Origin of the sequence: Actinomadura parmotrematis, assembly GCF_019458805.1 — a bacterium.
GTDB lineage: Bacteria > Actinomycetota > Actinomycetes > Streptosporangiales > Streptosporangiaceae > Spirillospora > Spirillospora parmotrematis.
The window spans coordinates 64191-77267 of record NZ_JAIBOA010000001.1; the positions used below are offsets into that span (position 1 = coordinate 64191).

General features: G+C 73.3%; 11 protein-coding genes. 6 read left to right on the forward strand and 5 right to left on the reverse strand.

All coding sequences use genetic code 11. The features are described 5' to 3' along the window. Window positions 1–12: 12 nt before the first annotated feature. Both K1Y72_RS00295 and K1Y72_RS00300 read left to right on the forward strand, forming a co-directional pair. Window positions 13–594: a TetR/AcrR family transcriptional regulator gene (locus K1Y72_RS00295; protein ID WP_220162049.1), complete on the forward strand. Its 582-nt coding sequence runs from the start codon at window positions 13–15 to the stop codon at window positions 592–594. Between the two features lie 179 nt (window positions 595–773). Then, window positions 774–2849 carry a SpoIIE family protein phosphatase gene (locus K1Y72_RS00300; RefSeq protein ID WP_308286818.1) on the forward strand — a complete coding sequence of 692 codons (2076 nt, stop codon included), beginning with the start codon at window positions 774–776 and terminating at the stop codon, window positions 2847–2849. Window positions 2850–2923: 74 nt separating this feature from the next. Here K1Y72_RS00300 and K1Y72_RS00305 read toward each other — a convergent pair whose 3' ends face one another. The 4 genes from K1Y72_RS00305 to K1Y72_RS00320 all read right to left on the reverse strand — a co-directional run bounded on the left by K1Y72_RS00305 (window position 2924) and on the right by K1Y72_RS00320 (window position 7224). Further along, window positions 2924–3154, reverse strand: coding sequence for a hypothetical protein (locus K1Y72_RS00305; protein ID WP_220162051.1), 231 nt, complete (start codon window positions 3152–3154; stop codon window positions 2924–2926). Between the two features lie 79 nt (window positions 3155–3233). Further along, on the reverse strand, window positions 3234–4121 hold the full coding sequence (locus tag K1Y72_RS00310; RefSeq protein ID WP_220162052.1) for an SseB family protein: 888 nt from the start codon (window positions 4119–4121) through the stop codon (window positions 3234–3236). Between the two features lie 233 nt (window positions 4122–4354). Continuing rightward, window positions 4355–6154, reverse strand: coding sequence for an NAD+ synthase (locus K1Y72_RS00315; RefSeq protein ID WP_220162053.1), 1800 nt, complete (start codon window positions 6152–6154; stop codon window positions 4355–4357). 65 nt (window positions 6155–6219) lie between these two features. Continuing rightward, complete coding sequence (locus K1Y72_RS00320; RefSeq protein ID WP_308286819.1) at window positions 6220–7224, reverse strand: terpene synthase family protein; 1005 nt, start codon at window positions 7222–7224, stop codon at window positions 6220–6222. 167 nt (window positions 7225–7391) lie between these two features. Between K1Y72_RS00320 and K1Y72_RS00325 the strand changes: the two genes are divergently transcribed. The 4 genes from K1Y72_RS00325 (at window position 7392) to glnA2 (ending at window position 11490) form a co-directional block, all read left to right on the forward strand. Then, window positions 7392–8201 carry an ABC transporter substrate-binding protein gene (locus K1Y72_RS00325; protein ID WP_220162054.1) on the forward strand — a complete coding sequence of 270 codons (810 nt, stop codon included), beginning with the start codon at window positions 7392–7394 and terminating at the stop codon, window positions 8199–8201. A 1-nt stretch (window position 8202) separates the two neighbouring features. After that, window positions 8203–9036 carry an amino acid ABC transporter permease gene (locus tag K1Y72_RS00330; protein ID WP_220162055.1) on the forward strand — a complete coding sequence of 278 codons (834 nt, stop codon included), beginning with the start codon at window positions 8203–8205 and terminating at the stop codon, window positions 9034–9036. Further along, window positions 9033–9821, forward strand: a complete 789-nt coding sequence (locus tag K1Y72_RS00335; protein ID WP_220162056.1) for an amino acid ABC transporter ATP-binding protein — start codon at window positions 9033–9035, stop codon at window positions 9819–9821. The genes K1Y72_RS00330 and K1Y72_RS00335 overlap by 4 nt, the downstream gene beginning before the upstream one ends. Window positions 9822–10128: 307 nt before the next feature. Next, window positions 10129–11490 carry a gamma-glutamylpolyamine synthetase GlnA2 gene (gene glnA2, locus K1Y72_RS00340; RefSeq protein WP_220162057.1) on the forward strand — a complete coding sequence of 454 codons (1362 nt, stop codon included), beginning with the start codon at window positions 10129–10131 and terminating at the stop codon, window positions 11488–11490. 60 nt (window positions 11491–11550) lie between these two features. On the opposite strand, the gene K1Y72_RS00345 is transcribed toward glnA2, so the two are convergent. Then, a complete protein-coding gene (locus tag K1Y72_RS00345) occupies window positions 11551–12924 on the reverse strand; it encodes an FG-GAP and VCBS repeat-containing protein (RefSeq protein WP_220162058.1) in 1374 nt (457 codons plus the stop codon). Between the last annotated feature and the right edge of the window lie 153 nt (window positions 12925–13077).

Below are 13077 nucleotides of genomic sequence, written 5' to 3' on the forward strand. Positions count from 1 at the left end.
GGTGAGCGAGACATGACGCAGACGACAGCCCGCCCGCCCGGACGCCCGCGCAGCGAGCGCGCCGAGAAGGCGATCCTGGAGGCCACCCTCGACCTGCTCGGCGAGGAGTCCGGCGTGGCCGGCGTCTCGATCGAGGCGGTGGCCGCGCGGGCGGGCGTCGGCAAGACCACGATCTACCGCCGGTGGGCCAACAAGGAGGCGCTGATCGTCAGCGCCCTCGCCTACGGCAAGGATCCGCTGCCCGAGCCGCCCGGCCACTCGGCCCGCGCCGACCTGCTGGAGCTGGTCCGCGCGCTGGCGGCCGGGCGGAACGGGCCGCACGGCCGCTGCTTCCACAACGTGGTCGGCGGCGCGGAGAAGTTCCCCGCGCTCTACGAGCGCTACCAGCACGACGTCATCGAGCCGCGCCGCGAGCTGATGCGCGGCGTGCTGCGGCGCTGGGTCGAGCGCGGCGAGTTCCGGCCGGACCTCGACCTCGACGTCGTCGTCACGCTGCTGGTCGGGGCGGCGACGCTGAAGACCGCCGAAGAGGTGCTGCCCGCGGACTGGCCCGAGCAGGTCGTCGCCACGCTGCTGCACGGAATCGCCCTTTGACGGATCATCTCGGCCATTCCGGTTCGGTATACGTGATCTTCCCCCCGGACCGGCCCGGCATGCTCCATACTGGCGCAGGGGAGTGGTATGACGACCGTCTGTCTGGAGCGCGTCAGGTGAGATCCGTGATGGCGCCGCGTGGCGATGCACCGGTTCGGGACTCCGCCTCCCGCACCCTCGTGCTGGGAGTGGACGGGGCGCACCGCGTCGTGCAGTGCGGCCCGAACGCCGAGGCGGTGATCGGCCGGGCCCCCGGCGACCTCATCGGGCGGCCCGCGGCCGCCCTGGTCACCGAGGACGCCAAGGCCGACCTGGAGGCCCTGCTGGAGGCGATCTCCCAGGGCCAGGAGCGCACCGCCGTGCTGCCGGTGCGCCGCGGCGACGGCGGCACCGACGACGCCGTGGTCACCGCGCAGCCGATGGTCGGCGAGGTCGCCGGCCCGGCCGGCGCGCTGCTGTTCGTCCGCGTCGCGCTGCCGCCGAGCGAGCGGTACCAGGACCCGGCGCTCATGCGCCGCGCCCTCATGGACGACCCGCTGACCCGCTTCGGCGCCTCCCTGGACCTCGACCAGTCCGCCCGCGGCCTCGTCGACGTCATCGTCCCGCACTACTGCACCACCGCGTCGGTGCTGGTGCTGGAGAGCCTGGTCGCCGCCGACGAGGTGCACGCCGAGTCCGGCTCGGCGGTGCTGCGCCGCATCGCGGTCACCTCCGACGACAACGACCCGCGCTGGACGGCGACGTTCCCGGTCGGCGAGGTGCTCATCTACCCCGAGGGCACCCCCTACCGCGAGGTGCTCGACACCGCCCGGCCCGTCCACCTGCCGCACGTCAGCACCCAGGCGGCCGGCGACATCGCCGGCAAGTGGCGGCGCGGCCCGGCCGGCACGCTGCTGGACGGCGTGTCGATGGTGCTGCTGCCGCTCATCGCCCGCGACACCCTGCTCGGCTTCATCGCCTGCACCCGCGTGCCGGGCTTCCGCCGCTTCGACGCCTACGACGTCGAGATCGGCATGGAGTTCGCCGCGCGCGCCGCGATCGTCATCGACAACGCCCGGCTGTTCAGCCGCGAGCGCGCCACCGCGCTCGCCCTGCAGCGCTCGCTGCTGCCGAACCGGCTGACCGCGCCGTCCTCGGTCGAGGTCCGGCACCGCTACCTGCCGGGCAGCAAGCTCGTCGAGGTCGGCGGCGACTGGTACGAGTCGATCGCGCTGCCCGGCGCCCGCGCCGCGCTCATCGTCGGCGACGTCGCCGGCCACGGCGTGCGCGCCGCCGTCACCATGGGCCGGCTCCGCACCGCGCTGCACACGCTGGCGAACCTGGAGCTGCCGCCCGCCGACGCGCTGCACGTCATGCACGAGCTGATGATCGAGCTCGGCGAGCAGGAGCCGCACTTCGCCACCTGCGTCTACGCCGTCTACGACGCCACCACCGGCAGCCTGGAGATCGCCTCGGCGGGGCACCTGCCGCCGCTGCTGGTCGGCCCCGACGGCACCAAGGAGTACCTGCGCGTCCCGCCCGCGCCGCCGCTCGGCGTCGTCGGCGGCGCCGCCATCGAGAGCCGCGAGTTCGCCGTCGAGGACGGCAGCGTCTTCGTCATCTACACCGACGGCCTGGTGGAGAACCGCGGCCGCGACATCGACGACGGCCTGGACCGCCTCCAGGCGGTGTTCGGCGAGGACACCGCCACCCGGTCGATGGAGGACATGGCCAAGGCGACGCTCGCCGGCGTCTACGCCGACCACCACCGCGACGACATCGCCGTCCTCATCTCCCGGCTGAAGCGCCTGCCGGCCGACCGCGTCGCGTCCTGGACGCTGCCGGCCGACCCGGCCGCGGTCCGCCGCGCCCGCGGCTTCGTCCGCGGCAAGCTCGACGAGTGGGGCCTGTCGGAGCTCACCTACGCCACCGAACTGCTCGCCTCCGAGCTCATCACCAACGCGATCCGCTACGCCACCGGCGGCAGCGACCTGCGCGCCGCGCCGCCCGGCATCGAGCTGCGGCTGCTGCGCGAGCGCACCCTCGTCTGCGAGGTGCTGGACCGGTCCGCCGCCCTGCCGCGCCTCCGGCACGCCTCCGACGACGACGAGAACGGCCGCGGCCTGCTCGTCGTCAGCGAGCTCACCCGCCGCTGGGGCACCCGCCGCACCCCGACCGGCAAGGTCGTCTGGTGCGAGCAGATCATCCCCGGCGTCGACCCCGAACCCGAGGAGCCCGAGGCCGCCTGGCCCGGCGAGGCCCACCACCGCGAGTAACCCACCCCACCGGCCGGGGACCGCCTCTTCACCCCGATCGCCGATGCCCTCGCTCTTCTTGAGAAGCCCGCCGGTCAAGCGAGCATCCTGACCAGGGCCGCGATCACCGCGAAGGCACCGATGAAGAAGAGAACGCAGGCGCCGCCCCAGCGCGCCACCGCGTAGGGCTCCTCCCCGGAGCCGGCCCGCCATCGATGGGTGATCTTGGCGGTGAAGATGAGGTAACGCTCGATGAAGGCCAGCCAGGCGCATCCGAAACCCAGGATGATGCATCCGAGAACAATTTGCAGCACATCTGCCTTCATTCGCACCACGATAGCGGCTTCGTGGTGGCGCGGGTGGCCATGCTGAGACCAGCGGCCCCGCGAGGCCATCGAAAAAGGTTCAATGTATCTCGATGGAGTGCGCCGATCCGGGATCGAGAACGATCGCCGCATCGGGACCGACCCTCTTGAGAAGTGCGTCCGCGGACAGCCGTGTCCAGTCCGCCGGCCCGCGGGATCCGTAAAGAGCCACGGTGGAGGTGAAGACGGGAAGCGGAGAGCCCTCGACCACTGACGGGAACGGTGTCGGGCAGAAGAATTCGCCGGTGTGAAAATATTCGGCGAACTCCGGCCTGCTCATTCCCGCGCCGTGGCGCGAAGCGGCCAGTCTCAGCACTGTCGCGTCCACCTCTCTTGCCTGGTCCGCAGGAATGAGTGGGCCGCGCTCGTCGGGGAGGATCATGCTGTTATCCGGCAGCCGCTCCACCAGTTCATCGAAAGAGATCTTCGCCCAGCGCACCTTCTCGTCACCGAGATCGGGGCGACGGGCGGGGTCGGTTGAGGCGGGAAGCCAGGTGATGTGGCTTTCGCGGTAGAGGAAAATTCCTCCTGCTTCGTTGAAGGGGGCCCAGATGGTCGCGTGGACGAGGCGGGAAACCTCCTCGGCGCGCCTCATGTACTCCTTCCGCATCCGGGCTCCCCAGGAGCGGGCGCTCTGAGTGACGTCTCTATTGCGCTTTCCTGCAGGATGCTCGTTGATGAAGTAGACGAGCAGGTCTTCCTTCGAGGGGTCGAGCTCGAAGCGGATGCCGTGATCCCCGGGGTAGGGGTTGCGGTGGTCGAACCCACCTGTCTTCAGGTCGCTGGGGATCGCCTCTGGAAAGGCTTGGCAGAACCAGGTGGTGACCTCTGTCGGTTCGTCGTTGTCCGAATCGAAGTCGGGGTTGACCATTTTTCGCAGATGCGTGCAGGCGCTGCAGATGCTGGACGGCGGAAGATAGCTGGTCATCGGCGCCCTTCGCAATTCCTGCCTCGCGCAATTATATGGAGGCTCGCTTGTGGGTGCAGGGCCGTTGGATAATCGTGTTCCGCATGGTGCACAAGGGCTGGGGGACCGAAAAGGGGGGCGCCGCCATGGCGAGCGGTATCCGCGAGGGGAACGCGAACTCGGGTGCGGGGCGGGCCCGCCGAGCCGCCCGGGGTGTTCGGGGCCGGGCGGCTCGGGGCGGGCGGCGGGTGGGGTCAGTCGGCGGCGGGTTCGCGCCAGCGGGTGGTGATGGGGACGCGGCGGTCGCGGCCGAAGTTCTTCGGGGTGACCTTCGGGCCCGGCGGGTACTGGCGGCGCTTGTACTCGGCGAGGTCGACCAGGCGGATGACGCGCTCCACCAGGGCCGCGTCGTGGCCCGCGGCGATCAGGGCGTCGCGGCCCATGTCGTGCTCGACGTAGTCGACGAGCAGCGGGTCGAGCTCGCTGTAGGGCGGCAGGCTGTCGCTGTCCTTCTGGCCCGGGCTGAGCTCGGCCGACGGCTCCTTCACGATGATCGCCTCGGGGATGGGGGCGGTCGCGAAGGGGTGCAGGAACGGCAGGCCGGCGCCGGCGCCGGCGGCGGCGTTGCGCCAGCGGGCCAGGTCCCACACCGTGGTCTTCACCAGGTCCTTGATGGGCGCGAAGCCGCCCGCCGAGTCGCCGTACAGGGTGGAGTAGCCGGTGGCGAGCTCGCTCTTGTTGCCGCCGGTGAGGACGAGGTGGCCCTCCTCGTTGGACAGCCCCATCCACACGTTGGCGCGGATGCGGGCCTGGAGGTTCTCGGCGGCGAGGCCGTGCAGGTCGAGCTCGGCCTCGAACGCCTCCACCATCCCGGCGATCGGGACGGTGCGGGCGTGCAGGCCCTGCCGCTTGGCCAGCTCCTCGGCGTCCGACACCGAGTGGTCGCTGGAGTAGCGGCTCGGCAGCAGCACGGCGTGCACGCGGTCGGGGCCGATGGCGTCGGAGGCGATGGTGGCGACGAGGGCGGAGTCGATGCCGCCCGACAGGCCGAGGATGACCGACCGGAACCCGTTCTTGCGGACGTAGTCGCGGGTGCCGAGCACCAGCGCCCCGTAGATCTCGGCGAGGTCGTCCAGCGGCTCGGCGCACTCCTGCGGCTCGACCGGGTAGGCGGGCAGCGGGTCCGCCGACAGGACGCGCCGGTCGACGGTGATGGTGGTGCCGTCGAGCGCGTCGATCGGGGTGAGGCCCTCGGGGACGCGGGCGCTCGCGCCGGGCAGCGCGAGGTCGGCGACGAGCAGGTGCTCGGTGAACTGCGGCGCGCGCGCGAGCAGCGTGCCGTCGGCGCCGACGATGATGGAGTCGCCGTCGAAGACCAGCTCGTCCTGGCCGCCGACCATGTTGACGTAGGCGACGGCGCAGCCGGCCTCGCGGGCGCGCTGGGCGCAGAGCTCCAGCCGGACGTCGTCCTTGTCGCTCTCGTAGGGCGAGGCGTTGATCGCCAGCAGCAGCCCGGCGCCCGCCTCGCCGGTGACGCCGACCGGGCCGCCGTCCTGCCAGAGGTCCTCGCAGACGGCGGTGGCGACGTCCACGCCGTGCACGCGGACGACCGGCAGCCGGTCGCCGCGCACGAAGATGCGGTACTCGTCGAACACGCCGTAGTTCGGCAGGTGGTGCTTGGCCGAGCGGACCAGGACCTCGCCGCCGTGCAGCCAGGCGGCGGCGTCGAGCGGCGAGCCGGCGGGCTGCCCGGCGCGCACCAGGCTGACGGTGCGCCGGTCCAGGTAGCCGGTGACGACGGGCAGGTCGCCGAGGCCTTCGGCGGCGAGGCGGCGGGCGACGTCCGCCAGGGCGCGCTGGGACGCCTGCACGAAGGAGGTGCGGAGCGCCAGGTCCTCGACGGGGTAGCCGGTCAGCATCATCTCGGGGAAGGCGACCAGGTGCGCGCCGGCCGCGGCGGCCCGGCGGGTCCACTCCACGATCAGGTCGGCGTTGCCGTCGAGGTCGCCGACGGTCGGGTTCACTTGCGCGAGAGCGATCCTGAGCTGTGCCACGGTCACCAGCGTAGACGATCGCCCCCGCGTATCGTCAATCTGACGATAAGCAGGTGCGGGGCCGCTCAGCGGGCCCCGGCGAGGGCGGCGTGCCGGCCGGACTCGCGCAGCCAGTCCAGGTGGACGCGCGGCGCGTCCAGCAGGGCCTGGACGGTGCGCTCCGTGACGGCCTGCTCGGCGGCGGTGAAGCGGAGCCGCTCCAGCGTCGCCGGCAGGGTCCGGGCGGCGGCCGCGACGTCGCCCGCCCGCTCGGCGATGCGGTCGGCGACCGAGCGGGCCGCGTTCGCCGCGCCGAAGCCGTACGCCTCGCCCAGCACCGCGACGTGGTTGTGCCGGTCGCCGCGCTCGCGCTCGGCGTCGTAGGACGCCAGGTCGTTGCACCAGGCGAGGATGTCGGCGACGCCGTCGAGCAGCGCCCGCCACGCCGGGGCGGCGGCGAGCGCGGGCGGCAGCTCGGCGCCGAGGACGGGCTCGGCCAGGTCGAACAGGTAGGGCGCGGCGGCCCGGCGGCGGAGCGCCGGGTAGCCCGCCGGGCCCGGGACGGTGCCGGTGCGCCGGTTCACCGCCTCCTCGGCGCACCCGTCGCGGTGCTCGCCGAGGTGCTGGAGGAACCGGCGCCGCCAGTCGCGGCTCAGCTCGGGGCCGTCCGGCGCGCGGACGGTCGCGTGCCAGAGCGCGACGAGCGCCGACTCCAGCGGGCGCGCCCCCGGGCTCGGCCGGCCGCGCCGGAGCGCCGCCAGCAGGTCGTCGTACAGGGCGCGGACGCCGGTGCCGCTGTCGCCGAGCGGCGGCCGGTCCAGGGCGTCGTCGAGCGCCAGCGCCCAGACCAGCCAGCGGGCGAGCAGCTCGACGCGCCCGGCGGGCGCGCCGGGGAACAGGCGGGCGGCGAGCAGGTCGCAGCGGGCCGCGCCGGGCGCGAGGCCGGCCGCGCGGGCCCAGCGGTCGAGCCGGTCGGCGCGGGCGGCGTCCGGCGCGGCGTCCGGCGCGGTGGCCGGGACGGCGGCGGGGCCGGGGCGCGCGGCGAGCAGGGGCACCCGGTCGGTCAGCGAGAGCAGCAGCGAGACGTCCACGGTCCGCCCACGCTAGCCGCCCGCCGCGCGGCGGCCGGGGGAACGCCACGTCAAGTCTCGGGAAACGGGGAACGGCGGGACCGTGCCCCCGATCGGCCCGGCGCGGCCCGCGATAGGGCACCATGGGGCGGTCTCGATGATCGAGCGGACGACCCTGGAGGACCCCCGTGCCCGCGACGACCCCCCGCCGAACCCTCACGGCCGCAGCGGCCACCGCCCTGCTCCTGGCCGCGGCCGCCTGCAGCAGCAGCGGCTCGTCCACCGTGCAGGGCGCCACGCTGGTGAAGAAGGGCAAGATCACCACCTGCACGCACCTGCCCTACCCGCCGTTCCAGTCCGAGCAGGGCGGCAAGGTCGTCGGCTTCGACGTCGACCTGATCGACCTGGCCGCCAGGAAGCTCGGCGTCACCCAGGAGATCGTCGACACCCCGTTCGAGACGATCAAGACGGGGTCGGCGCTCAACGCCGGCAAGTGCGACGTCGCCGCCGCCGGCATGACGATCAAGCCGGACCGGGCGCAGTACATCGACTTCACCGCCCCCTACTTCGACGCCACCCAGGGCCTCATGGGCCGCAAGGGCAAGACCTACGCCAGCCTGGACGAGGTCAGGGCCGCGGGGCTGAAGGTCGGCACCCAGGCGTCCACGACCGGCGAGGACTACACCCACTCCAAGAAGATCGACTCGGTCTCGTTCAAGGACTCCCAGGCGCTGCTGAACGGGCTGCGCACCGGCAAGGTGCAGGTCATCGTCGAGGACTACCCGGTGCTGCAGGGCTGGCTGAAGGACCCGGCGAACGCCGCCTACGGGATGCTCGGCAACTTCAACACCGGCGAGCGGTACGGGTTCGCGGTGCGCAAGGGCAAGAACCCCGGGCTGCTGAAGATCCTCAACGACGTGATCGCGGCGTCCCGGACCGACGGCTCCTACAAGCGGATCTACGAGAAGTGGATCGGCCCGATGCCGGCGGGGTCCTGACGTGGCGGCCCTGCGAACCGCCCCGCCCGCCGGGGCGCCGCGGCTGTCCCGGCGGCGGCGCCGCGGCCTCGTGCGCGGCGGCCAGTACGCGGCCTTCGTCGTCGCGGTCGTGGTCCTCGCGCTGCTGGCGGACTGGCACTCGATCCAGCAGAACTTCCTGAACCCCGCCACGGCGCGCGGCCTGTTCCCCGACATGATCACCGTCGGGCTGTTCAACACCCTGGTCTACGCGCTGTCGGGCTCGGCGCTCGGCCTCGCCGCGGGCCTGGTGCTCGCGCTCATGCGGCTGTCGTCCGCGGCGCCCTACCGCTGGTTCGCCACCGCCTACATCGAGGTGTTCCGCGGCCTGCCGGCGCTGCTGATCTTCATCTTCGTTGCGGTCGGCGTGCCGCTGGCCTACCCGGGCCGCGAGCTGCCCGGCGGCGTCTACGGGCAGGCCGCGGTGGCGCTCGGCCTGGTGTCGGCGGCGTTCATGGCCGAGATCATCCGGGCCGGCATCGAGGCGGTGCCGCGCGGCCAGACCGAGGCGGCGCGCTCGCTCGGCATGTCGCACGCCCGCGCGCTCCGCACGATCGTCGTCCCGCAGGCGCTGCGGATGGTGATCCCGCCGCTCACCAACGAGCTGGTGTCGCGGATCAAGGACTCCTCGCTGGCGCTGTTCATCGGCGTCACGCTGACCGAGCGCGAGCTCAGCAAGTTCGGCCAGGACCTGGCCAACCAGAAGAGCAACTCCACCCCGATCGTCGTCGCCGGCGTCTGCTACCTGGCGATCACGATCCCGCTCGGCTACCTGGCCCGGCGGCTGGAGGACCGGCAGCGGAAGGAGCGGCGATGAGCGCGGCGGACCCTGAGGGCGGCGCGCCCGCCCCGGCGATCGAGATCGCCGGGCTGCGCAAGGCGTTCGGCGACCACGAGGTGCTGCGCGGCATCGACCTCGCCGTGGCGGCGGGCGAGGTCGTCTGCGTCATCGGGCCCTCGGGCTCGGGCAAGTCGACGCTGCTGCGGTGCGTGAACCTGCTGGAGGAGCCGACGGGCGGGACGGTGCGGGTCGCGGGCGCCGAGGTCACCGATCCCGACGCCGACATCGACGCGATCCGCCGCGGCATCGGCATGGTGTTCCAGTCCTTCAACCTGTTCCCGCACCTCACCGCGCTCGGCAACGTCACCGTCGCGCAGCGCAAGGTGCTCGGGCGGGGGAGGGCCGAGGCCGAGCGGATCGGCCGGGAGGGGCTGGCGCGCGTCGGCCTCGCCGACAAGGTGGACGCCTACCCCGACCGGCTGTCGGGCGGCCAGCAGCAGCGCGTCGCGATCGCCCGCGCCCTCGCGATGGGCCCGGCGGTCATGCTGTTCGACGAGCCGACGTCGGCCCTGGACCCCGAGCTCGTCGGGGACGTCCTCGGGGTGATGCGGGACCTGGCGGCCGAGGGCATGACCATGCTGGTGGTCACGCACGAGATGAGCTTCGCCCGCGAGGTCGCCGACCGGGTGGTGTTCATGGACGGCGGCGTGGTCGTGGAGGAGGGCCCGGCGGCCCGCGTCATCGGCGCCCCCGAGCACGAGCGGACCCGCGCCTTCCTGTCCCGGGTGCTGAACCCGGCGGCGGCCCGCGTCGGGGAGTGAGGAGCGGGGAGTAAGGGGCCGGTCGCCGGTTCGCTGCTGTGGCATCGCCGGACGTATGGCAGAGTTTGCCCTGATGTCGGGGGTTTCTGCGGGCGGCGCCCGCGGCGCCCCGGCGGCCTCCGTAACGTCCCGGTAACAGCGGCGGGGCATACTGCGGAGGAGCCGCACCTGTCGGCGCCTGCGCGCGGGTGGTCCGACATCGTTAGACCACGCCCGGGGCGGGCATGGGCCGGAACACGAGGCGTCCGCGGGCGCCGAGCGAACGGCACCGGCCGGCCGGTCGGCACGCACCACGAGGGAGAAGGCCTTGGACCGTCAGCAGGAGTTCGTGCTCCGCACGCTGGAGGAGCGCGACATCCGCTTCATCCGGCTGTGGTTCACCGACGTGCTCGGGTTCCTGAAGTCGGTCGCCGTCGCGCCCGCCGAGCTGGAGGGCGCCTTCGGGGAGGGCATCGGCTTCGACGGCTCGGCCATCGAGGGCTTCGCCCGGGTGCACGAGGCCGACATGATCGCCAAGCCGGACCCGTCGACGTTCCAGGTGCTGCCCTGGCGGAGCGAGGCGCCCGGCGTCGCCCGCATGTTCTGCGACATCCTCATGCCCGACGGCACGCCGAGCTTCGCCGACCCGCGGTACGTGCTGAAGCGCTCGCTGGCCCGCGCCGCCGACCTCGGGTTCACCTTCTACACCCACCCCGAGATCGAGTTCTACCTGCTGAACGACCGCCCCGAGGACGGCGGCGAGCCCGCCCCGGTCGACTCCGGCGGGTACTTCGACCACACCCCGCACAGCGCCGCGCACGACTTCCGGCGCAACGCGATCACCATGCTGGAGGCCATGGGCATCTCGGTGGAGTTCAGCCACCACGAGGGCGGCCCCGGCCAGCAGGAGATCGACCTGCGCTACGCCGACGCGCTCACCACCGCCGACAACATCATGACCTTCCGCCTGGTCATGAAGGAGGTCGCGCTGGAGCAGGGCGTCTACGCCTCGTTCATGCCGAAGCTGTTCACCGACCACCCCGGCTCGGGCATGCACACCCACATGTCGCTGTTCGAGGGCGACCGCAACGCCTTCTACGAGCCGGGCGCGGAGTTCCAGCTGTCGAAGGTCGGCCGCGCGTTCATCGCCGGCATCCTGCGCCACTCCGCCGAGATCACCGCGGTCACCAACCAGTGGGTGAACTCCTACAAGCGGCTGTGGGGCGGCGTCGGGTCCACCGCGGGCGCCGGCGGCGAGGCCCCGTCCTACATCTGCTGGGGCCACAACAACCGCTCCGCGCTCGTCCGGGTGCCGATGTACAAGCCGCACAAGGGCCACGCGACGCGGGTGGAGTTCCGCTCGCTGGACACCGCCGCCAACCCCTACCTGGCGTTCGCGGCGATGCTCGGCGCGGGCCTGAAGGGCATCGAGGAGGGCTACGAGCTGCCGCCGGGCGCCGAGGACGACGTGTGGGCGCTCACCTCGGCCGAGCGCCGCGCGCTCGGCATCGAGCCGCTGCCGCAGAGCCTGGACGAGGCGATCCACGCGATGGAGCGGAGCGAGCTGATGGCCGACGTGCTCGGCGAGCACGTGTTCGACTTCTTCCTGCGCAACAAGCGCCAGGAGTGGGAGGACTACCGGCGCCAGGTCAGCGCCTACGAGCGCCAGCGCCTCATCGCCGTCCTGTAGGCGTGCGGAAGGGGCCGCCCCGGCGGCTCGACGCCGGGGCGGCCCCTTCCGCGTGCGCGCCTAGTGCAGCAGGTAGGCGCCGAGCTCGGCCTGGCGGCCGCCGATCCCGAGGGAGTCGGGCCCGAACTGGACCAGGCCCTTCACCGTGAGGCCGGCCTTGGCGCCGGGGAACACGTAGATGCGCCCCTCGGCCTTGTTCTCGCCGCGGTTGCCGACGGCCAGGTCGGCGCGGCCGTCGCCGTCGGCGTCGGTGAACGCCACGTCGTAGCCGAACAGGTCGCCCTTCTCGGCCGCGCCGGCCACCCCGGCCGTCGCCTGGCTGATCAGCTTGGCGCCGGTGGCGGTCCAGCCGCCCTTGGCGCCGCGCAGGACGGTGACGGTGCCCGCCTGCTCGACCTTGCCGACCGGGGCCGTGGGAGCGCCGATCGCGATGTCGGCGCGCCCGTCGTGGTCGGTGTCGCCGACGGCGAGGGACCGGCCCCAGCCGTCGCCGGCGGCGTGCGAGCCGGGCACGCCCTTGGCGGCCTGGGTCACCACGTGCTCGGGGCCGAGGCCCTTCGCGGTGCCGTAGCGGATGCCGATCGAGCGGGCGCCGGAGGCGTCGTCGCCGTCGCGGGCGTACACCAGGTCGGCGCGGCCGTCGCCGTTGACGTCGCCGGCCGCGCCGCCGTCCACCATGCGGCGGGCGACGACCTGGCGCGCGCCGAGGCCGGAGGCGGTGCCGAGCCGCAGCTCGATGCGGGGCGCCTGCGGCTCGCCGTCGATGTCGTCGTTGGCGAGCAGCACGAGGTCGGTCCGGTGGTCGCCGTTGAAGTCGGCGGCGACGGCCTTGGTCCGGACGAACTCGCCGTTCTCGGGTACGAGCGCGATGGTCTGCGGCGTGCCGGGCTTCGCGCCCGGGTTGCGGTAGACCAGCAGCGCGTCGCCCTGGCGGACGATCACGTCGGCGGTGCCGTTGCCGTCGAAGTCGCCGACGGTGCCGCCGTCGCCGTAGGTGGTCCCGGGCAGCGTGGCGGTGCGCCCGGTGAGGCCCTTCGGGCCGCCGTACACGATGCCGGTGCCGTTGCCGTTGCCCTGGGACACGACGAGGTCGGCGTAGCCGTCCTTGTCGAAGTCGGCCGAGGACGGCCGCTGGCCGAAGCCGGCGTCGTCCTCGGGCGAGCCGGGCAGCCCGGGGCCGGCGGCCGTGAGCACCTGGTGCTGCTTGGGGTTCGCGCCCTTGGCGGAGCCGTAGGCGACGGCGATCAGGCCGGCGCCGCGCAGGCCGCCGACGGCGGCGTTCGGCGCGCCGGTCGCGACGTCGCGCCGGCCGTCGCCGTTGAAGTCGCCCGGCAGCGCGGGCTTGCGCGGCGCGGCGGCGCTCGCCGGGACGGCGAGGGCGCCGAGCGCCACGGTCACGGCCGCGGCGGCCGTGGTGAGGGTGCGGAAGGCCATGGGCGGCTCCTCGGTCGGGGGTGTCCGGAAGAGGACGCTTCTTGATCACCAGTGGTTTACCCGGCGTTCCGCGACCGGCCGCCGAACCGGACGCCGGGGCCGTCGCGGCGACGAACCGCCCCGCCCCGCCCCCATGATCGAGATCTTCTCGTG

Bases quoted from the DNA above. Each gene is read 5' to 3' on its own strand.
- K1Y72_RS00295 (WP_220162049.1), top strand. From the start codon at position 13: ATGACGCAGACGACAGCCCGCCCGCCCGGACGCCCGCGCAGCGAGCGC.
- K1Y72_RS00305 (WP_220162051.1), bottom strand. From the start codon at position 3,154: ATGAAGGCAGATGTGCTGCAAATTGTTCTCGGATGCATCATCCTGGGT.
- K1Y72_RS00310 (WP_220162052.1), bottom strand. From the start codon at position 4,121: ATGACCAGCTATCTTCCGCCGTCCAGCATCTGCAGCGCCTGCACGCAT.
- K1Y72_RS00335 (WP_220162056.1), top strand. From the start codon at position 9,033: ATGAGCGCGGCGGACCCTGAGGGCGGCGCGCCCGCCCCGGCGATCGAG.
- K1Y72_RS00345 (WP_220162058.1), bottom strand. From the start codon at position 12,924: ATGGCCTTCCGCACCCTCACCACGGCCGCCGCGGCCGTGACCGTGGCG.